At 61.3% G+C, this 19,527-nt stretch carries 19 protein-coding genes; 10 read left to right on the top strand and 9 right to left on the bottom strand.

Translation table 11 applies throughout. The features are described 5' to 3' along the window. Positions 1-6: 6 nt before the first annotated feature. Positions 7-348 (bottom strand): hypothetical protein, encoded by a 342-nt coding sequence (locus B5527_RS30000; RefSeq protein WP_079604732.1) that lies wholly within the window; start codon positions 346-348, stop codon positions 7-9. A gap of 168 nt (positions 349-516) precedes the next feature. On the opposite strand from B5527_RS30000, the gene B5527_RS29995 reads away from it, so the two are divergent. Beyond that, entirely contained in the window at positions 517-1,041 is a 525-nt protein-coding gene (locus tag B5527_RS29995; protein WP_172842705.1) for a DUF3280 domain-containing protein, read from the top strand. A 21-nt stretch (positions 1,042-1,062) separates the two neighbouring features. Here the strand turns inward: B5527_RS29995 and fghA are convergent, their stop codons facing one another. The 5 genes from fghA to B5527_RS29970 all read right to left on the bottom strand — a co-directional run bounded on the left by fghA (position 1,063) and on the right by B5527_RS29970 (position 5,501). Beyond that, positions 1,063-1,908 (bottom strand): S-formylglutathione hydrolase, encoded by an 846-nt coding sequence (fghA, locus tag B5527_RS29990; RefSeq protein ID WP_079604730.1) that lies wholly within the window; start codon positions 1,906-1,908, stop codon positions 1,063-1,065. A 98-nt stretch (positions 1,909-2,006) separates the two neighbouring features. Next, positions 2,007-2,576 carry an S-(hydroxymethyl)glutathione synthase gene (gene gfa / locus B5527_RS29985; RefSeq protein WP_079604729.1) on the bottom strand — a complete coding sequence of 190 codons (570 nt, stop codon included), beginning with the start codon at positions 2,574-2,576 and terminating at the stop codon, positions 2,007-2,009. A gap of 46 nt (positions 2,577-2,622) precedes the next feature. Then, entirely contained in the window at positions 2,623-3,732 is a 1,110-nt protein-coding gene (locus tag B5527_RS29980; protein WP_079607616.1) for an S-(hydroxymethyl)glutathione dehydrogenase/class III alcohol dehydrogenase, read from the bottom strand. Positions 3,733-4,126: 394 nt separating this feature from the next. Continuing rightward, positions 4,127-4,384, bottom strand: coding sequence for a hypothetical protein (locus B5527_RS47865; protein WP_154072612.1), 258 nt, complete (start codon positions 4,382-4,384; stop codon positions 4,127-4,129). 133 nt (positions 4,385-4,517) lie between these two features. Continuing rightward, positions 4,518-5,501, bottom strand: a complete 984-nt coding sequence (locus tag B5527_RS29970; protein WP_079604727.1) for a PQQ-dependent catabolism-associated beta-propeller protein — start codon at positions 5,499-5,501, stop codon at positions 4,518-4,520. Between the two features lie 331 nt (positions 5,502-5,832). Between B5527_RS29970 and B5527_RS29965 the strand changes: the two genes are divergently transcribed. Both B5527_RS29965 and B5527_RS29960 read left to right on the top strand, forming a co-directional pair. Next, the gene (locus B5527_RS29965; RefSeq protein WP_245332316.1) at positions 5,833-7,017 is read left to right on the top strand and encodes an ABC transporter substrate-binding protein; all 1,185 of its coding nucleotides are present in this window, start codon (positions 5,833-5,835) and stop codon (positions 7,015-7,017) included. Continuing rightward, positions 7,014-7,427 (top strand): YkvA family protein, encoded by a 414-nt coding sequence (locus B5527_RS29960; RefSeq protein ID WP_079604725.1) that lies wholly within the window; start codon positions 7,014-7,016, stop codon positions 7,425-7,427. Before B5527_RS29965 ends, B5527_RS29960 begins: the two co-directional genes overlap by 4 nt. 87 nt (positions 7,428-7,514) lie before the next feature. Here B5527_RS29960 and B5527_RS29955 read toward each other — a convergent pair whose 3' ends face one another. Next, positions 7,515-8,093, bottom strand: a complete 579-nt coding sequence (locus B5527_RS29955; protein ID WP_245332315.1) for an SRPBCC family protein — start codon at positions 8,091-8,093, stop codon at positions 7,515-7,517. A gap of 198 nt (positions 8,094-8,291) precedes the next feature. Between B5527_RS29955 and pqqA the strand changes: the two genes are divergently transcribed. Next, complete coding sequence (pqqA, locus tag B5527_RS29950) at positions 8,292-8,372, top strand: pyrroloquinoline quinone precursor peptide PqqA (protein ID WP_009031067.1); 81 nt, start codon at positions 8,292-8,294, stop codon at positions 8,370-8,372. A 255-nt stretch (positions 8,373-8,627) separates the two neighbouring features. On the opposite strand, the gene B5527_RS29945 is transcribed toward pqqA, so the two are convergent. After that, positions 8,628-9,212, bottom strand: a complete 585-nt coding sequence (locus B5527_RS29945; protein ID WP_245332314.1) for a TetR/AcrR family transcriptional regulator — start codon at positions 9,210-9,212, stop codon at positions 8,628-8,630. Between the two features lie 227 nt (positions 9,213-9,439). Between B5527_RS29945 and B5527_RS29940 the strand changes: the two genes are divergently transcribed. The 5 genes from B5527_RS29940 (at position 9,440) to B5527_RS29920 (ending at position 16,208) form a co-directional block, all read left to right on the top strand. Continuing rightward, positions 9,440-10,285 (top strand): response regulator, encoded by an 846-nt coding sequence (locus B5527_RS29940; protein WP_079607615.1) that lies wholly within the window; start codon positions 9,440-9,442, stop codon positions 10,283-10,285. 188 nt (positions 10,286-10,473) lie between these two features. Next, positions 10,474-11,067, top strand: coding sequence for a hypothetical protein (locus tag B5527_RS29935; protein ID WP_079604722.1), 594 nt, complete (start codon positions 10,474-10,476; stop codon positions 11,065-11,067). 185 nt (positions 11,068-11,252) lie between these two features. Beyond that, the gene (locus B5527_RS29930) at positions 11,253-12,104 is read left to right on the top strand and encodes a cytochrome-c peroxidase (RefSeq protein WP_245332762.1); all 852 of its coding nucleotides are present in this window, start codon (positions 11,253-11,255) and stop codon (positions 12,102-12,104) included. Beyond that, positions 12,101-14,617 carry a two-component system VirA-like sensor kinase gene (locus tag B5527_RS29925; protein WP_079604720.1) on the top strand — a complete coding sequence of 839 codons (2,517 nt, stop codon included), beginning with the start codon at positions 12,101-12,103 and terminating at the stop codon, positions 14,615-14,617. The genes B5527_RS29930 and B5527_RS29925 overlap by 4 nt, the downstream gene beginning before the upstream one ends. A gap of 175 nt (positions 14,618-14,792) precedes the next feature. Next, entirely contained in the window at positions 14,793-16,208 is a 1,416-nt protein-coding gene (locus tag B5527_RS29920) for an FAD-binding oxidoreductase (protein WP_197689228.1), read from the top strand. Positions 16,209-16,293: 85 nt separating this feature from the next. On the opposite strand, the gene pncB is transcribed toward B5527_RS29920, so the two are convergent. Continuing rightward, the gene (gene pncB, locus B5527_RS29915) at positions 16,294-17,598 is read right to left on the bottom strand and encodes a nicotinate phosphoribosyltransferase (RefSeq protein WP_079604719.1); all 1,305 of its coding nucleotides are present in this window, start codon (positions 17,596-17,598) and stop codon (positions 16,294-16,296) included. A 266-nt stretch (positions 17,599-17,864) separates the two neighbouring features. Here pncB and B5527_RS29910 point away from each other — a divergent pair, with 266 nt between their 5' ends. Further along, the gene (locus B5527_RS29910) at positions 17,865-19,469 is read left to right on the top strand and encodes a class I adenylate-forming enzyme family protein (RefSeq protein ID WP_079604718.1); all 1,605 of its coding nucleotides are present in this window, start codon (positions 17,865-17,867) and stop codon (positions 19,467-19,469) included. Positions 19,470-19,527 lie beyond the last annotated feature (58 nt).

Raw genomic sequence — 19,527 nt, 5'->3', positions numbered from 1 at the left:
GCTCTTCTATTTGGTGCAGTCCTTCAGACTCTTTTCCTCGATCGAGAAAATCGCGCCCGTCTTGACCTCGATGCCCCGGACAATGCAGGTCCGTCCGCCCTTGTCGGCAAATTTGACGTCGTAAATGCCGGGGGCAGTATCGGTAATCTTCAGGCGCTCATCGTGATCGACCGTGTGATCCCGATCATTGTCGGCCTGGTTCGGGCCCCATTCGTTTTTGCCGGCTGGCGAAAGCTGCAGCGAAGTGATCGTGTCGGCCGTCAGGTTCCAGAACCGGGTGTCTTTCGCCGACGCGTTTATGGGAACGAATGCTAAAATCAACGCTATCAAAGCCGCCGCTCTGGCCATGTCCTGCTCCTCCGAAAATGTTGCGGCGCAAATTCCACTTCGCGATCACGGTCGATGCATGGTGAATTCCAGAATGCGAGCGATACGATTGGTCAGCGCCTGAACAGGTTGTTACTAGCAATCTGCGACACTTGTCGCAAACTGCAGGCTTACCCGGGAGGAATGATGGTGCGCTCCAGAACTCTGGCACGAATTTCGGCTGCTGCTTTCATCGCCGTGGGTTGGACAGGCATCGCTGCGGCCGCTCCGGCCGCCGCGATCTTTCCGTTTGAAATTTTCGATACCAGCGGCGAGGCGCCGCAACCCGACCTCACCGAACGGCTTGCGATGGCAACGCGGGTATTGTCGGAAGCGCTCGAAAAGACCGGCCGCTATTCGCCCGTCGATCTCGCGCCGTTCGGCGCCGAGGTCGCGGCGACGTCGCCGCGTTACCGCTGCGGAAATTGTTTCCTTCCCGTCGCACGCCAGGCCGGCGCCGCGTTCGCGATCGTGCCGGTGGTTCACAAGGTGTCGTCGCTGATCTCGTCGATGGACATCTGGATACTCGACGCTTCCAGCGGCGCCGATGTCGCGCATCTCGGCGGCCAGATTCGCGGCGACACCGCCGAGGCCTATGAGCACGGGGTACGCTTCCTGGTCAGGAACCGGCTTCCGGCCGACGATCCCCCAGACAACGGCGCGCAGTCGAAATAACCAGATCCGCGGGATCGCCGATCATCGCCTCAATCGCGCGGCGTGCCAGCGCATGTGATCTTCCATGAAGGTCGATATGAAGTAATAGCTGTGGTCGTAGCCGGGCTGGCGCCGAAGCAGGAGGGGAATGCCCGCCTGCGAGCAGGCACGTTCCAGCAGTTCAGGACGAAGCTGGTCGGTCAGGAATGGATCGGCATCGCCGACATCGACAAGGAAATCGGAAAACCGCGCGCCATCCTCGATCAGTGCGACCGCATCGTGCCTGCGCCAGGCATCGCGCGCCTCGCCGAGATATCCGCTGAGGGCCTTGATCCCCCACGGTACCTGCGACGGCGCGACAACCGGCGAGAAAGCGCTGGCGGCGCGATAGCGGCCAGGATGCCGCAGCGCCACCGTAAGGGCGCCGTGTCCACCCATGGAGTGACCGAGGATCGATTGCCTGTTGGCATCGACCGGAAAATGTCCGGCGATCAATTCCGGCAGTTCTTCCGTCACATAACTCCACATCCGGTAATTGCGTGCGAACGGCTCCTGTGTCGCATCGACATAAAAGCCCGCGCCAAGCCCGAAATCGTAGGCACCGGCGGGATCGCCGGGCACGCCTTCGCCGCGCGGGCTGGTGTCCGGCGCGACAAAGATCAGTCCCAATTCCGCGCAGGCTTTGCGAAACTCGCCCTTTTCCGTGACGTTGGCGTGGGTGCAGGTCAGGCCCGACAGATACCAGACCACCGGCAGCTTTGCGTCGTCCGGATGCGGAGGGACATAGACCGAAAAGGTCATGCTCGTCCCGGTCTCGCGGCTGACGTGCTTGTAAACACCTTGCATGCCGCCATGGGATCGATTGAGAGAAACCGTTTCGATCGTCATAACTTTACGGCTCCGGCGCCGCGCAGCGGCGGGATTGCGACGGCAATAAAATTCGGCTCGGTGAGTAGCTTATCAGCCACCGAGCCGAAGCAGCCGGATCAGGCCGCCTTGGCTTTTGCTTTCGCCACATGGGTGGCGATCGCATCCATCAGGGCTGGCGACAAGCAATCATATGGTTCCAGTCCGAGTTCCTTGAGCCGCGAGCGGATGCCGTCCATCTCTGCGGGGTCGACGCCGGACTCGATCACCGATGACACAAACGCGGCAAATCCCGGAGCGGCGGAGCCGGTTTCCTGGAACAGTTCGGGATGGATGAAGTCCAGTCCGTAGAACGGATGCGCCTTGTTCTCGATCCGGCCGTACATATGCGTGCCGCAACCCTTGCAGGCATGCCGCTGGATCGTCGCCGAGGCATCGATCACTTGCAGCTTGTCGCCGTTCTCGAGAACGGTCACGTTGTCCCGCGGCACCACGGCGACCACCGAAAAGATCGCCCCGTCCGGCTTCCAGCACTTGGTGCAGCCGCAGGCGTGGTTGTGGGCGACGTCGCCCTTGATGCCGACCTTGACCTGCTTGTCCTTGCATTTGCAGACCAGGGTTCCGCCGGCAAAGCTGCCTGAACCCTTCTTGACTCCGCTGTCAACCGACGGATGGATGTGAACAGTCATAGCCAATCCTCCCTTGTGTTTGACATTTTTGATTCAGAACGCAGATTTAGAACACGACGACCGAACGGATTGACTTGCCTTCATGCATCAAGTCGAACCCCTTGTTGATCTCGTCCAGCTTGAGGACATGGGTAATCATCGGATCGATCTGGATCTTCCCGGTCATGTACCAGTCGACGATCTTCGGGACATCGGTCCGGCCGCGGGCGCCGCCGAATGCGGTGCCCTTCCAGACCCGGCCGGTCACGAGCTGAAATGGCCGGGTGGCGATCTCCTTGCCGGATTCCGCCACCCCGATCACGACCGAGACGCCCCAGCCACGATGACAGGCTTCCAGCGCCTGGCGCATCACGGTGGTATTGCCGGTGCAGTCGAAGGTGTAGTCGGCGCCGCCGTCGGTCAGCGTGACGAGGTGCTGGACGATATCGCCGTCGATCTTTTTCGGATTGACGAAATGGGTCATGCCGAAGCGGCGGCCCCATTCCTCCTTGGAATCATTGAGATCGACCCCGACGATCTTGTCGGCGCCGACCATCCGCGCGCCCTGGATCACGTTGAGCCCGATGCCGCCGAGTCCGAATACCACCACATTGGACCCCGGGGTGACCTTGGCGGTATTCACCACCGCGCCGACACCCGTGGTGACGCCGCAGCCGATATAGCAGCTCTTGTCGAACGGCGCGTCCTCACGGATCTTGGCGACGGCGATCTCCGGCAGCACGGTGAAATTCGAAAACGTCGAGCAGCCCATGTAGTGGAACACCGGCTGGCCCTTGTAGCTGAAGCGCGACGTGCCGTCGGGCATCAGGCCCTTGCCCTGCGTCGCGCGGATGGCGGTGCACAGGTTGGTCTTTTGGCTGAGACAGCTTTTGCACTGGCGGCATTCGGGTGTGTAAAGCGGGATCACATGATCGCCCGGCTTGACCGAAGTGACGCCGGCTCCCACCTCCCGCACGATGCCGGCCCCCTCGTGGCCGAGGATCGAGGGGAAAATTCCCTCGCTGTCGAATCCGTCAAGTGTATAGGCATCGGTGTGGCAAATTCCGGTCGCCATGATCTCGACAAGGACTTCGCCGGCTTTGGGACCCTCCAGATCGACCTCGACGATTTCAAGCGGCTTCTTTGCCTGGAACGCGACAGCGGCACGTGTCTTCATTTTCCGTTCCTCCACTCGAGGACTTTTCTTGGGCCTGGACAATTTACGGTTTTGAAAGATCCATCGTCGGTTTGGCAAAAGCTCGCTGACGATGGAACGCATTCACAGCGTCACCTGTCCAGAGCGCGGCAAAGCGCAAAAACTCAAGCAAGCGTATGCCTGAAACATTGCACGCTCGCGTCCAATGTCAAGGCCGGTGGTTTGGTAGCTCCTCTCTGCACGAGTGGCCGCCGTACAGTTTGCGATGCGGAAAGGCAATAAGGGCTCGACCGAGCCGATCAAGTATTCGGTGACCCGCTCCGCTACGTTTCGCGATGGTACTCGAGACGTGTGGGGCAGCCATCCACCACCGTGGGTGGGCGCGCCGCCGTGTTCCCGCGCGTTCGCCATGTCGTTATGTCGGCAACGCGGCGGTTCCGGGGAGGGTAAGAGGCTGCTTTTCGGCAAAACTTGAAACGTCAGGTGGAATTGCGCGTAATAACGGTAAAGCAAATGAATGGAGGGCAGATTGATTGAAATCATCCTGACTGTCTGCGCCATCGCCAATCCGGCCCATTGCGAAGAAAAATATCTTCAGTTCGCCTTCGATGGTTCGCTCAATCAATGCATGATGGCTGCCCAGCCCTATATCGCGCAGTGGATCGGTCAGCATCCCGGATGGATCGCGACGAAATGGAGTTGCGACTATCCAGGCAGCCAGAAGCGGCAAATTTGATTGGCTCTCGTGGGCGTGTGCCCAAGGGCGCCGCGGTTGCGTCCATTCGGTGGCAGCACGTTTCGATTTTTCAATTCGGGGCGAAGGCCACACCCCAGGGCAATTCACCGACCTGGATCGACTTGATGACCCGCAGGCTCGCGACGTCGATAACCGAGACGTCGTTCGAGACGCCATTGGCGACCAGAAGATATTTCTCGTCCGGCGTAAAGGCGCCGTGCCAAACCCTTTGACCGACCAGCAGGTATTTCAAGACGGCATGGGTGACGCCGTCGACCACCGCGACCCGGTTGGCGGGCCCCAGATCGACGAAGCCAAGCTTGCCGTCCCGGGTGATATTGATGCCGACGGGCTGGATCGCCTCGGACCGCAGGCCCGGGATTTCGAAATTTACCGTTTGCTTGAGTTGCCGTGTTGCCGGATCGATGATCGCGAGGCCGCCGCCGATTTCCGAACTCACCCATAACTCCGATCCGTCGGCTTTGAACGCCGCGAAACGCGGACGAGAACCGACCAGCAGGTTGCCGACGATCTGGCGGCTCGTGGTGTCGATGAAATGGACCATGCTCGTGGTTTCCGACGTGCATACCAAAACCTTGGAATCCGGACTGACCGCCATGCCCTCGGGCTCGATGCCGACCGACACCTCGCCGACGGTTGCGCGCTTTTGCACGTCGATGATGGTCACCATGGCGTCATTTTCATTGGCGACGTAGAGAAGCTTCCCCTGGGGATCGAGAGTGAATTGTTCGGGATCCGGGCCCGAGGGCAAATCGCCGACGACATTCAGGCTCTTGGTGTCGATGACCTCGATGGTGTCGTCGTCGCCAACGGCGACAAAAATCGATTTGCCGTCCGGGGAGACCTTGATGCCGCGCGGCCGTTGCCCGGTTTTGACGGTGGCGATCGTCTCCATCTTGTCGGTGTCGATCACCGAGACTGAGTTGCCCTTCTCATTGGAAATATAGGCAAGGAAGGCGAAAGCAGAATCAGTCGAAAGACAAAGCCCGATCAGGGAAAGGCCAAGTATGGCGATCCGGCGTACATCGGACATGTGGCGTTCTCCAGGGTTCCGGGTCCGGCGATCATGCAAAGATTTTTTCCCCGCTGGCAACCCAATGCCTATTTGATGCCGACCTGTTCGATTAGACAATTGTCTGTGTCGAATGTCTGTGTCGAGGTGCGCAGCCTGCATTCGGCATCTCGTTGCGATATACGGTGAATGGAGTATCCTGCCGGTCGCGAGCGGGAACCAATCAAAAACAGGCCGGTATGCCAGCATCGACCGTGATCGCCACTTCGGCGCGACAACACGCGTGGATTCGCAATGTTGCGGTGCAGTCGAGCCGCGGGGTTCGTCTGATCATCGCATTGGGAGGCTTAATTTGCTCCGGCTTCTGGTTGCTGTCTGCGCACTCTTGGCCTCGATCGGAACTGGCCTGTCCGATCAGCCGCAGGAGATCAAGATCGGCTACCTTCGCGAGGCGCCATCGCGAATCCGGATATCGCTGATCGATGTGCCGGCCGGCAACGACGGTCTCGCCGGCGCTCAACTGGCCATTGAGGACGACAATACCACCGGCCGCTTCCTTAATCAGCACTATACGCTGATCGAGAAATTGCTTGCCGAGGGCGAGGATCCGGTCACGGCCATGAATGCGCTGGCCGACCAGGGAGCTTCCTTCATCGTCACCAGCCTGGATGCGGATCGGCTGCTGAAAGTTGCGGACGCGGGCCAGGCGCGCGGCGTGACCTTGCTCAACGCGTCCGCATTGGACGAGCGCCTGCGCGAGCAGGATTGCCGCGCCAACGTCATTCATGTTGCTCCCACGCGCTCCATGCTCGCCGACGGCCTCGCGCAATACCTGGTCTGGAAGAAGTGGACCAAATGGATGCTGCTGACAGGCTCGCACCCAAACGATGTGCTGTTTGCCGAAGCATTGCGCCATGCGGCGACGCGTTTCGGTGCCAAGATCGTCGAGCAGCGCGAATTCAAGGACACCGGCGGCGCGCGGCGCACCGACAGCGGCGTAGCGGAAATTCAGCGGCAGATGCCGGTGGTAACGCAGGGCGCGCCGGAACACGACGTGCTCATTGCGGCCGATGAGAGCGAGGTTTTTGCAGGCTATCTGCCGTACCGGACATGGGATGCCCGTCCCGTCGCCGGCTCGGCCGGTCTCGTGCCCACCACATGGAATGCGGCATTCGATCAATGGGGCGCGGTGCAGTTGCAGAACCGCTTTACCAAGCAATTTCAGCGTCCGATGACGGCGCAAGACATGCAGGTCTGGACGGCGGTCCGCATGATCGGTGAAGCGGCGGTGCGAAGCGGCTCCGGCGATTCCGGCAAGATGCTCGCCTATATCAAAAGCCCCGATTTTTCGGTTGCGGCCTTCAAGGGCCAGAAGCTGACGGTCCGTGACTGGAACCTGCAGCTGCGGCAGCCGATCCTGCTGTTCGATGGCAGAAATACCGTGTCGGTGTCGCCCCAGGAGGGGTTTCTTCATCAATCATCGGCGCTTGACACCCTCGGTCTCGATCGTCCCGAAACCAAGTGCAAGCTGAAATGACGAGCGGCCGTGCCGCCCCCGTCCGCTCTCTGGTCACCGACATAAAAATCTGGGCGCGCGGGCTGCGACGGGACGCGCACGCGGTGTATCTGGCGGCCCACGATACCCGCGTGCCCTGGTATGCCAAGACGCTCGCGATCGCCGTCGCAGGATATGCGCTTTCACCTGTCGATCTCATTCCGGATTTCATTCCGGTCCTCGGATATATCGACGATTTGATCATCGTGCCGCTCGGCATTGCGGTGGTGGTGTCGCTGATCCCGAATGAAGTGATGGCTGAGTATCGTACCAAGGCGGACGAGGCCAGGCAGCGTCCGCGCAGCAGGGGGGCTGCGATTGTCATCGTTGCGATCTGGATTTCCGGGGCCGCGGCGCTGGGTTGGGCGGGATATGCTTACTGGAATCGATAAGCCAGGCGGCCGCCGTTGAATCGCTTGCGGCGACCGCCCCGGCGCGAGGCGCTCAGGACAGCCACGCTCGGTTCGGGCGGCTCAGCTTTACTTCACAAGCACATCCACGCCGGTTTGAAAGATGTCGTCGATGAGCTTTTTGGCGTCGACGTCGCTGGCGCCGTTGGCGTCGTATTTACCGCTCCAGATAACGGTCGACCCCGCGCCGGCTTTTGCAACGCTGATCGTCGATATGTAATTGGCGACCGGGAGCTCTCCTTCGACGATGGAATAGCTGTAGGAGCGGGCAGCATCATCGCGGTTCTCAAGCTTCTCGATGACCGTTCCGCCGCCCTTTATCGATAGTGTGCGGATGTTGCCATCCGCCGATAGGGCGCACTTCTCGATCGCCGGGAGCCAATTGCTGATGCCGCAGAAATCGCCGATCTTCGCCCAGACCGCATCCGCAGAAGCGGTGGATGAGCCCTGGATATTGGATTCGAGCGCGGAAGCAGAGGCGGCCGTCAGGACAAGCAGCGAGATGGCGATAGCAGCACCAGATATTTCTTTCATGTCCGTTTCCTCTCTGATCGCCCGGCTTTCGATACACGGTAAGGTTGCATCGTAACCGCGCCAACGATTGCGCGCAATATAGCCAGTACAACGGACCGATCTGGCTGATATCACGGTCGCAAACTTCTGGGCTATCGAGACCGCGGCATGGTGGACTTCGGTCGCCTGTCATATCGCGCCGCAATTCCCACGCCCACTGGAACCGTCGTTCGCGATAGTGGGCGTGCAGATGTCCGCTTGCGATATTTTGGAGGCGGTCCTATCGTCGTGCCGGGATGACAATCTGTCGTCCCGGCAGCAAGGGAGATCTCAATGGCCTGGAAGACTCCAAAAATCGTTGAAGTGCCGGTCGGCATGGAAATCAACATGTACGCCTGCGCGGCCCGCAAATAAGCGAAAGCGACAGTTCCGTATTTCCACGGAGGTGGACCGCCGGTTGTGACAAAGGTCCCCTTCGGGGACTGCGCGCAACATCGGTGGCCACCTCCGAATTTTTTTGACGCGCTGGTTATTTGACGGGCTGAGGATAAGGGCCCTGCGCCGTCGTTCGACGAAACATCGCAGGTGGCAGTTCCCAATGGCGCGGTCGTTACTCCCGAGTGTCGAGGCTGCAGCCGTCGATCGCGATCAGCTTGGCGGCGTCCGCGATCAACGCGTTTTTCTGCCGGCTTGGGGCGAGGTGTGGTCGCGCAGCAAGGCTCTGCTGGCCTCGCGGCAGAGCCAGTGTTCAGCCCGCTCAAAACTCCAGCCATTCTCGTCATGCAGAGTGAACAGCCCGGAATAGCCGAAATAGAACCAGAACACATCAATCGCGTCGGTCAGTTCGAGATCCTCACGCAAGGCGCCCAGATCCATGAGACGCCGGGCGATCGGCTCGAAAGCGCTGCGGTAACGGGCTGTGGCAATGGCCAGGTTTTCGAAGACCGCCTTGTCGTGCGGCGCGGTGTTGAGCAGCACACGCATGACGTCGCCGGACTCCTCCCGCATATTTCGAACGGTGGCCGAAACCAGGCTGAGAATGGCCGCAGGGTCGTCCAGCTCCTCAACGCGTCCGATGGTCGTCTGGACGATCGGATCGGTGATTGCGGTCTCCATCAGGGTGCGTAGCAGGCCCTGCTTGCCTCCGGACACGGCATAAACGGTCGCAGGGGCTACCCGCGCCGAGGCAGCGATATCGTCGACCTTGGTCGCAAAATAGCCGCGCTCGCTGAACAGCCGACGGGCCGCCGCCACGATCGCGCACCGCGTCGCTTCCGCATATTCCTCACGCCGGCTGATTCCGGCGTTTTGGCCGTCGGCCATCCCATCGCCCCGAGTAAGTGATCACTCTGCTAGGAATAGTCCGACTCTGATCATCGCGTCAATGTTACTAACGATGGAGATTGTCTCTGGTAATGTGCTGCAATGCAGTATGCGGTGTTCGATAGCTTTATTTTTTAATGGCGTCGGAGATAGTGCAGATGACGGTGAGGGCCGAATTTATCGTAGCCAACCGCGGCAGCCAAACCGCGCGCAGCGAAGCAAGCGCACTTGGCAGAAATGGCGCCGAGTCATTCAACCAGTCCGAGCAACACAACAGGGTGGAACGAAGCCAGCCGACATGCCTTGTCGTCGAAGACGACCGCACCATGCGGCATCTGGTGATGAATTACCTCAGAGAACACGGCATCCACGCCATCTCGGCCTCGGGACGCGAGGAAGTAGCCGGCCTGTTCGCCAGCGACGAACCCAGCCTGGTCATCCTCGATCTGCGGCTTGGCCAGGAGGATGGGCTCGACCTGCTGCGTGAGATCCGCTCGCGATCCGATGTTCCGGTGATCATCACCACCGGACATCGTCGCGATGAGATCGACCGCGTGGTCGGACTGGAATTGGGCGCGGATGACTACATCACCAAGCCCTTCGGTTTGAGAGAACTTGTGGCGCGCATCAGGGCGGTGCTGCGGCGGCGGGAAGCCGGACAAGCGACCGTTCAGCGCGACTCGGAAAGAGGCCGCTGCCGGTTTGGCGTCTGGCAGCTCGATCGGCGCAGCCGGCGGCTGAGCGATTCCAGCGGAACGCAGGTCGTGCTGACCAAGGGCGAATACGGCCTGCTGATCGCGTTTCTCGATGCCCCGCAACGACCGCTCTCCCGCGAACATCTTCTGCAGGCAACCCGCATCCATGAAGATGTCTTCGACCGCAGCATCGACGTGCAGGTGCTGCGCTTGCGGCGTAAACTGGAGACCGATCCAAATGCGCCGCGCGTGATCTTGACCGAACGCGGCGTCGGCTATGTGTTTGCGTTGCCCGTCGAACAACTCTGATGACGGCCTGTCGAAGGCAACGGGAGGAGACCGCGGGGCGAACCCCGCAATTCGCAGGGCGACCTGCCTCCCGAAGCGGAACAGCGGCGCGCCGCGTTACGGCGGTAACCTCAATCTCACGCACTGGAATGATGCGGCAATATAGCCAAGGCAGAATCTCCCGAGCCAACAGCTCTTGGGAGAGGTCCATGCAGTTCCAGAACCGGTTAGCTGGCGAGCCATCGTCGCTCACGCACGCCAAATACACAGACGAGAAAGCAATATCTCGGCGATACTCTGCGGCGGAAGCCCGCACCGCGCCCGGTGGACAATCCGGCGCCGCGTGGCTGCGCGGCCGATCATACCGCCAGCTTCCGCGCCCGCCGGCTCAGGATCGGCTCAACGGCGACAACCAAACGCTGCGGACGTCGTCAGCGGAACATACGGCGTGGCGCGCGATCGCCGGCGCCGCGACCGGGTTTGTGACGAAGGCAGTCTTGGGCTTTGCCGCGTGCGGCGAGGTCGCCTTTCCGCGTCTCCTGCTCGTGGTCATGTCATGGACGATCGCAGAGGTTCTCGCGGGCTGCGCCGCCTATGCCGTGGCGATGGATCCGTGCTTTCTCGACTCCGGCAAATCCGCAGACGGCGGAGATCCGGCGGGCGGTGCGCAATCCGGGCGGGGAGATCCCGGTGCCCGGCTGGCGACCGTATCGCGGGTTCTCAACCATCGATCCCCGAACGACGCCGGAATTTCTTGCGCTGACATCGAATACCTTGCCGGGCGCGGAGGTCGCCGGGAATGATAGGATCGTGGTCGCCGGCCTCGTGTCAGCCACACCATTTTAAAATTTCATTTGCGCGCGGGCCCGTGGTGCCGACAGCCTTGCGCGCGCATTGCCGGTTGCTGTGGATCTGTCTGGGATTGCTGCTTCTGGCGACCGCGTCGGCCGCGCAGGTTTCCGACAATCGGACCCCGGACGCAAAGCCGTTGGCAGACCAGGAACCGATAACACCGATTCCGCCGCCGCCTGCGGCCGATCCGCGGAAATTGGCGCTGGGAGAGCGATTGTTCGGCGACCCACGCCTGTCCGGTGACGGAAAACTCGCATGCTCTTCGTGTCACGACCTGCGAACCAATGGCGCCGGCGGGGGTCGAACCATGACGGCCCGTGACGGTTCGAACGCTCCCTTCGACACGCTGACCGTCTTCAATGCGGCGCTCAGCTTTCGGCTTAACTGGGAGGGTAATTTTCGGGCTCTCGCAGCCCAGGCCGAGTCGTCGCTGGAAAATCCGGCGAATATGCGGACGAGCGTTGACGAGGTTGTCGGGAAGCTGAACGCCGATCCGGAAATGGTGCGGCAGTTTCGCGCGGCCTACGGTCGGGCCCCGGATCGGTCCAGCTTCCTGGACGCGCTGGTGACTTTTGAAGAATCCTTGCTCACGCCGGGCAGCCGGTTTGATCGTTGGCTCGGTGGGGACACGTCGGCGCTTTCGACCGAGGAATTGGACGGCTATCAACTGTTCAAGTCGCTCGGCTGCAGTTCTTGCCATCAGGGCGCGAATGTCGGGGGCAATCTGTTCGAGCGGCAGGGCATATTCCGCCCGCTCGTCCAGGCAAAGCCGGAGATCGTGCGGGTACCGAGCCTGCGCAATGTCGCGACGACGGCGCCCTATTTTCACGACGGCAGCACACCGACCCTTGACGAGGCCGTGCGCAAAATGGCCGCAGCGCAGCTGGATCGAACGCTGTCCGCCGCGCAAATCGATGCCATCGTCGCCTTCCTGCGCACGCTGACCGGGACCTATCGCGGCGCACCTGTCGCTGGAGCGCAACCATGAAGGTAACACCCGCCGCGGCGATGGTTCCCGTTCTCGTTCTGCTGCTTACCTGGCTCTCAGTACGCGCGATCAATCCGGAAGCGGAGCTGTTCGACCGTGCCCTCGGCGAACTCGACCGTTTCGCAATGATAGAAAGCGCACTGTATCGCGATGTCTTCAGCGCGCGCGCCGGCACGCTGCGCAACTACGATCCGTTGGTTTGGGAGATCAACGCACTGCACGATTCGCTCGGTCAATTGCGCAAGACGGCGGCCATCGATACCGAGACGACGGCGGCGGTGGATCAACTGGCGGCGTCGATCGACCGGCAGGAGGAACTGGTCGAACAATTCAAGAGCGACAACGCCCTGTTGCACAATTCGCTTTCCTTTTTCGGACGGTTCGGCGTCCGTTTGGAGTCATCGGATCTGGGTCCGGCAGTCACTGCCGCCTCGGCCGCGATGCTGCACCTCACCCTCGATACCTCTTCGGCGGCTGTCCGCGACGTTAAGGATCGGTTGGATGAACTCGCCTTACAGCGGGCTTCCACAGCTGGTGATGGTGATGTCGTGGGAGGATTGCTGGCGCATGGACGGCTGCTTCATGACCTGCTTCCCGCCGTCGACAATACGTTGAAAGCGATGCGCGCTTTGCCGCGAAAGCGCGACCAGGACAGCCTTCGCACCATGGTCCTGATACGCCAAAGCGCGTCGAGGACGACCGCGCGACAGTTCCGTCGGGCGCTTTACGGGACATCGCTGCTATTGGTCGGGCTGCTGGTTTACCTTGGCCTGCGGCTCCGGGCGCGGGCGAACGTGCTTCAGCGCCGCGCCGCGTTCGAGCATGTGATCGCGGGTATCTCGATGCGTTTCATCAACGCGCCGCCTCAGAATATCGGTGCCGAGATTGACCGGGCGCTCGGCGATATGGCGGAATGCGTCGGCTCTGACCGCGGTTATTTTGTGATGTCCGGTCCAACCCCGCGGGTGCATGCCTGGTGCAAGGCGGGAAAGAGCTTTCCGCCGGGATGGCCGGAGCGCGCGCCGGCCCTTGCGGCCCGGTTCGGCCCCGCCGTCGATGGAATTATCCAGGTTCCGCGCGTCGATTGGATGCCTCCCGGTGTAAACAAGGAAGCGTGCCTTGCCCTTGGCCTCGGGGGATGGGCGTGCGTGACCAACGTCGACAAGGACGGTACCGGCTTCGTGCTGGGTTTTGATGCGATTGGCCGGCCTTGCCGCATTACGGCGGCCGGCGAACTCAGTCTCCTGCGCATGGCTCTCGATACCATTGTCCACGCCGTTGAGCGGCACTCCATGGAAAAGGAACGAGCCCGGCTGGAGCAGCGCCTGCAGCAGGCGCGCCGCATGGAGACGGTAGGTACATTCACCAGTGGTATCGCTCATAACTTCAACAATATCCTCGGAGGAATTCTCGGCCATTCGGAAGTGATAGAAGAGCAACTCGCTTCCGATGCCCGGCCACGTCACAGTCTCGATGCGATACGCCTTGGAGCGGAGCGGGCGCGTGATCTTGTCGATCAGATTCTGACTTTCGGGCGCCCGCGCGATGCGAGTCGGAGGGCCCTGAGCGCGGGGACTCTGGTTGCAGAGGCGGCCTCGCTGCTGAATGTCTCGCTGCCGCCGACGATGGAACTCGTGATCCATGAGCCGCCGGCGGCTGCCATCGTTTCCGGCGAATTCGCCCAACTGCTGCAGGTGATCCTCAATCTCTGCAACAACGCGGCGCAGGCAATGGGAAATACCGGACGCATCGAGGTCGAGACCACGGTGCACGAAGTCTCCGAAGCGCGCCGCCTTACCCATGGCGAGCTTGAACCGGGCCGTTATGTCAGCATCGCGGTGAGAGACGCCGGCCGTGGCATGGACGGGCCCACGATGGCTCAGATCTTCGAGCCATTCTTTACCACGCGTTCGGGTGGGAACGGGCTCGGACTGGCGACGGTACGCGAGATCGTGCGCGAGCATGGCGGAGCGATGTACGTTGCGAGTACCCCGGGCGTGGGCAGTTGTTTCGAGATTTGGCTGCGCTGCCTGGCGACGGCCACGCCGGCGCCTCAGGTGGATGCGCCAGCGCTTGCACTGGGACGCGGCGAAACCGTATTGATGGTGGCCGACGACAGCAGCCAGCTGCTGAGGGAAGAGGAGATGTTGGCGGCCCTCGGCTATGAGCCCGTCGGATTCACAGACAAGGATTCGGCGCTGGCCGCATGCCGATCAGCATCGGAGCGGTTCGATGTGCTGGTCGTCGGCCATCTCGGGTCGACTGTTGCATCGCTTGAACTGGCGACCGCGCTGCATCAAGCCGCGCCCCGTCTGCCGGTCGTGCTGGCGACGAAATCGACTGGAGAAATCGGTGCCGATGCTCTCATGGTGGCCGGTATCGCCGACGTCGTGCATTGGCCGATTGTTGCTGCGGAAATCGCCGTGGCGCTCGATCATTGTTCGGAGCTGAACAGGCGTGAAGCGAAACTACCGCCGGGCCCCCCGCGGGCGGCATATTCCCTGGCGCATTGAGTGGGTCGCGGAACCGCGAACCCGCTGCTCGGCAACCAGTTCCTTAACGCATTGCTGGTCGCATGAGAAAAGCGCACTGCGCACTGTTACGGCCGTAACGTAATTTTCCATTGCCGAAATCGCGAGGTAGCGCGTTCTCCCGATTCTCACTCCCGTCATCAGTTGGGAGATTGAGATGGAAACGATGCGCAAGACAGCCAGGCCCGAACTCGCCGCGGCGCGCGAACTCCGCACGGCGATGCGAGGCAAGGTTGTGGTGCCCGGGGACGATGCCTATGAATCCGCCCGGCAGATCTGGAATGGTGCGGTGGATCACCGGCCGGCGCTTCTGGCGATCTGCGAGACCCAGGAGGACGTCAAGGCGGCGGTGCGCGTTGCGCAGGCCCATCAGCTTCCGCTCTCGGTGCGGGGCGGCGGGCACGACTGGGCCGGGCGAGCCCTGCGCCACGAAGGTCTGGTCATCGACCTCTCTGCGATGCGGCGGGTAACCGTGAATGCAACGGCGCGGGTTGCAACTGTCGAAGTCGGCGCCCGAGCCAAGGATGTGGTCGCCGCGGCGGCTCCGCACGGTTTAACCGCCGTCACCGGCAATTGCGGCGGGGTCGGCATGGTCGGCCTCACGCTCGGCGGCGGATACGGTCCGCTCAGTCCGCGATTTGGTCTCGCGCTCGACAACCTGCTTGGCGCCGAGATTGTCCTCTCCGATGGACGAAGCATCATCGCGGATGCGTTCCAGCACCCCGACCTGTTCTGGGCTTTGTCCGGCGGCGGCGGCAATTTTGGCGTCGTGACCTCGATGCGCATCCGCCTGCATCCGGTTAGTGAGTTGTTGGCAGGACTGATTCTGTTTCCATGGTCCGAGGCCGAGACAGTACTGCTACGCTACGCAACAATGGTTGCGTCGGCTCCTGATGAATTCGCGGTGACAGCCGGTGTTCTCTCGGGACCGGACTGCGTACCGGTGCTGTTTCTCGCGCCAACCTGGAGCGGCGACCCCGCGGAAGGCGCGCAGGTTATGGACGGTCTGAAAGACCTGGGCACGCCGATCATGACCCGGATCGATGTCATGAGCTGCCTCGATCATCTGGCGATGTTCGATGCCGAGGTAGTAAACGGCAGACACTATGCGCTGCAGACACGGTGGCTCGCCGAACTGTCGTCCAATGTCATCGTATCGCTGGTCGCGGCCGGGAGCAAGAGAACATCACGCTTCACGATGATTGCGCTACATCATTTCCACGGTGCGCCGACGCGGATTCCCGTGAATGCATCCGCCTTCGGAATACGGCGGGAACATTTCCTGGTCGAGGCTATCGCGGCGTGGGAGCCCGGCGACGAACAAAATGGCGGTGTCCATCGAGAGTGGGCGCGTCACCTGTCGCGGGTGTTGGCGACGGCCGCGCTGCCCGGCGGCTATGCCAATCTTCTGGGTCCGGACGAACACGATCAAATCGCGCTGGCCTACGGCGCCAATATTGACCGGTTGCGGGAGGTCAAGCAGCGCTTCGATCCTGACAACGTTTTCTCCGCGATACCGCTGCCGGCGCCGAAAGCGAGCGAACGTTCCGCCAAAAAATCAATCGCCAGATAACCGTTCCGAAGTTGTCATACATCAAGCCATGGCTGCCGGTGAAAACTCCGTTCTCGCCATATCCCGGGATCGTTTGTGCCGCTCCTCAGACATGCACAGCGCTGCGCACCCGGCCTGCGTTTCCAAACACGCGCAGATAGCGGTCAACTTCGGACAAGTCACCGGTAGCCTTTTCCGGATTGTCCGAGAGTTTCACGGCGGGCCTGCCGTCGACCGACGTCACCTTGCAGACGATCGAGATCGGGTCGAGATCGACCGAGCCGTCAGGCGCGCAGCCCACGAAATCGTTGGTCAGGTTGGTGCCCCAGCCGAAACTGATCCGCACCCGTCCCGCAAAGTGACGGTAGGTTTCCTCGATCGATCCGACATCCATTCCGTCGGAAAACACCAAGAGCTTCTCCCTGGGGTCGCGGCCCTTCTGCTTCCACCATTTGATGATTTCTTCGCCTGCCGCGATCGGCGGCGCACTGTCCGGTCGAAAGCCGGTCCAGTCCGCCACCCATTCGGGCGCATCCCGCAGGAATGACGTGGTGCCGAAGGCGTCGGGAAGGGCGATCAGAAGATTGCCGCCATAGGTATGGCGCCACTGATCCAGGACGCGATACGGCGCCCAGCGCAATTCAGTATCGTCGTTCGCGAGGGCCGCGGCCACCATCGGCAATTCATGGGCATTGGTCCCGATCGCTTCGAGATCGTTGTCCATTGCCAGCAAGATGTTGGAGGTGCCGGTAAAGGACGGCCCCAGGCCTTCCTTGACCGCCTCGACGCACCAGCGCTGCCACAGGAAACCATGGCGCCGCCGCGTGCCGAAATCGGAAAGGCGCAAGCCGTCCAATTTGCGCAGACGCTCGACCTTGGCCCAAAGCTTGGCTTTGGCTCGGGCATAGAGAACGTCGAGGACAAATCGCCCCTGTCCCTTGGTCACCTGGCGCGAGCGCAACTCATTGAGAATCGCAAGCGCCGGAATCTCCCACATCGTGGTGTGGGTCCAGGGCCCATGGAAATGCAATTCGTATTGGCCATCCACCTTGTGCAGCTCATATTCGGGAAGGCGGAACGCGGCGAGCCAGTTGATGAAGTCCGGCGAAAACATCTGGGTCTTGCCATAGAAGGTATTGCCGGCAAGCCAGATCAGCTCTTTCTTGCTGAAGCGGATACTGCGGGCGTGATCGAGCTGGGCGCGAAGCTCGCCCGCGTCGATCACCTCGGCGAGCCGGACGTGCCGGCTGCGATTGATGACCGAAAAGGTGGTGCGCGTGTTCGGGTAGAATTCCCGGATCATTTGCACCATCAGCAGCTTGTAGAAATCGGTATCGAGCAGGCTGCGCACGATCGGATCGAGCCGCCAGCCGTGATTGTAGGTCCGGGATGCAATATCTGTGACTGCCATATTACAACTCTAGCTCGCCGGGAGCCCTGCAACCAGTGGCTTTCGGTTGCGCCCGTCGGCTGCCAACGCCCCGGCCGCCTGAGGGACGGCCGTCCGGCCTGATCGCCGTCCGATCCCGCTCCGGGGGGCGAGCGAGGTTTATCCGGTTTCCGCCACCTGTTGGCCCACTCGGCTACGATTGCAACCATTTCTTCCGAAGCTGAAATCGGGCCGTAGTGCGGCCGGTCCAGGCTAGCTGTCACATATCAGCAACCGGAGACCAGCCAATGAAAATGACCCCCATGGACGCCCTCCTACGCCAGTCGGAAACCCGGCCACAAAGTACTGCATTCGTCTTCGGCGAACAGGTCTGGACTTACAAGCGGCTTGCGATCGAAGCTGAACGGCTCGCGCGCGGACTGGCTAAGCGCGGTATCGGACCGGGTGATCGCGTCGTCCTTCATATGATGAACCGTCCCGAAATGATCATCGCGTACTATGCCTGCTTTAAATTGGGGGCCATCGCGGCCCCATTGCGCACGGCCTTCAAATTCGCCGAACTCGCCCCCCTCCTGCAGCGGTTGAAACCGGCAATTTATATTGGCGAAATCGGGCTCTACGAGAATGTTGCACCCGTTGACGCTTCAATTCTCCCCAGGAACAAGCGCTTCATCGTCAACGGGACCTTTGAGGATCACGGCGTCCAGCCCTGGGAAGGGCTGTTTGACGAGGCCAGTAACGGGAGTTTGCGATTCCCGGCCGCATCGTACAAGCCTGCCGTGCTGATCAATACCTCGGGGACGACCGGCCAGCCGAAATTCGTGGTTCATACGCCGGCAACGCTATCCGAATCGGTGGATCTGATCGTCGGGCACTGGGGATTTTCGGACGATGACGTCATGCTCCTGCCGCTGCCCATGGCGCATATGAGCGGGCTCATCTGCCTTCTGTCCTTCGTTCAGTTCGGCGCCCCTTTCGTCCTGCTCGAAGGCTTTGACGCCGACGCTGTGCTGGACACCATCGAACGCCATGGCTGCACCTGGTGTATCGGCTTCCCGGCCCAGTATGCGGCGCTTCTCGAGAGTCAGCGAGCCCAGCCGCGCAATCTGGGTTCCCTGCGAATCTGCCTGACCGGGGCGGATGTCTGCCCGATCGATCTGCAGGATCAGGTTACATCGACCTTTGGCGTACATCTCCGCAATTTTTGGGCTGCAACGGAAGCCGTGGGATCCCTGACTTTCGGCCTGCAACGTGGACCGGTCGTGCGGATCCAGAAAGGTGCCCGAATCCGGTTGGTGGACGAAAATGGCGCTGATGTCGCCGACGGCGAACCCGGAGAACTTCTGATCCGCGGGGCGAATGTGTTCGAAGGTTATTGGAACGATCCTCGAGCGACAGAGGAATGCCTGAAGGCCGGCTGGTATCATACCGGGGATCTGATGCGGCGCGGCGAGAACGATGAGCTCTGGTTCGTATCCCGCAAGAAAGACATCATCATTCGCGGCGGCACCAATATCTCGCCTCCCGAGGTGGAGCAGGCGCTGGTCGCCTCGCATTCCGCGGTCGAGCAAGCCGCCGTGGTGGGAATACCGGATGCGGTATTCGGACAGCGCGTGTTCGGTTTCGTAAAGCTCGCCGACGGGACGAAGGATACGGTCCTTTCCGAAATTCTCAGCGAGGCCGCGAGACGGCTTGCATCCTATAAGGTTCCGGAGCGGCTTTTGATCATCGAGGAAATGCCGCGCAACGCGTTGAGCAAGGTTGATCGCAACGCATTGCTGGCGATGGCGTCCAGAATGGACGCCGCTGGCCGACCACAAATCGGAGCCGTGCCCGTGCAGCCGAGACAACGCGACGCGCGGCCGGTTCGGCGCGTTGCCGGGAATAGATAAGTTGTTGCGTAACGACGGCATTGGACGAAAACGGCGGGCGGTGCCCGCCGTTGCCATG

The sequence above is a fragment of the Bradyrhizobium erythrophlei genome (assembly GCF_900129425.1).
GTDB lineage: Bacteria > Pseudomonadota > Alphaproteobacteria > Rhizobiales > Xanthobacteraceae > Bradyrhizobium > Bradyrhizobium erythrophlei_C.
This window is presented reverse-complemented; position numbering and strand designations above follow the sequence as displayed.

Excerpts from the sequence above, each read along its gene's own strand:
- B5527_RS30000 (WP_079604732.1), bottom strand. The coding sequence starts at position 348 with ATGGCCAGAGCGGCGGCTTTGATAGCGTTGATTTTAGCATTCGTTCCC.
- B5527_RS29940 (WP_079607615.1), top strand. The coding sequence starts at position 9,440 with ATGACGGTGAGGGCCGAATTTATCGTAGCCAACCGCGGCAGCCAAACC.
- B5527_RS29935 (WP_079604722.1), top strand. The coding sequence starts at position 10,474 with ATGCAGTTCCAGAACCGGTTAGCTGGCGAGCCATCGTCGCTCACGCAC.
- B5527_RS29910 (WP_079604718.1), top strand. The coding sequence starts at position 17,865 with ATGAAAATGACCCCCATGGACGCCCTCCTACGCCAGTCGGAAACCCGG.
- fghA (WP_079604730.1), bottom strand. The coding sequence starts at position 1,908 with ATGACGATCGAAACGGTTTCTCTCAATCGATCCCATGGCGGCATGCAA.
- B5527_RS29980 (WP_079607616.1), bottom strand. The coding sequence starts at position 3,732 with ATGAAGACACGTGCCGCTGTCGCGTTCCAGGCAAAGAAGCCGCTTGAA.
- B5527_RS47865 (WP_154072612.1), bottom strand. The coding sequence starts at position 4,384 with ATGCTGACCGATCCACTGCGCGATATAGGGCTGGGCAGCCATCATGCA.
- B5527_RS29960 (WP_079604725.1), top strand. The coding sequence starts at position 7,014 with ATGACGAGCGGCCGTGCCGCCCCCGTCCGCTCTCTGGTCACCGACATA.
- B5527_RS29970 (WP_079604727.1), bottom strand. The coding sequence starts at position 5,501 with ATGTCCGATGTACGCCGGATCGCCATACTTGGCCTTTCCCTGATCGGG.
- pqqA (WP_009031067.1), top strand. The coding sequence starts at position 8,292 with ATGGCCTGGAAGACTCCAAAAATCGTTGAAGTGCCGGTCGGCATGGAA.
- gfa (WP_079604729.1), bottom strand. The coding sequence starts at position 2,576 with ATGACTGTTCACATCCATCCGTCGGTTGACAGCGGAGTCAAGAAGGGT.
- B5527_RS29920 (WP_197689228.1), top strand. The coding sequence starts at position 14,793 with ATGGAAACGATGCGCAAGACAGCCAGGCCCGAACTCGCCGCGGCGCGC.
- pncB (WP_079604719.1), bottom strand. The coding sequence starts at position 17,598 with ATGGCAGTCACAGATATTGCATCCCGGACCTACAATCACGGCTGGCGG.
- B5527_RS29925 (WP_079604720.1), top strand. The coding sequence starts at position 12,101 with ATGAAGGTAACACCCGCCGCGGCGATGGTTCCCGTTCTCGTTCTGCTG.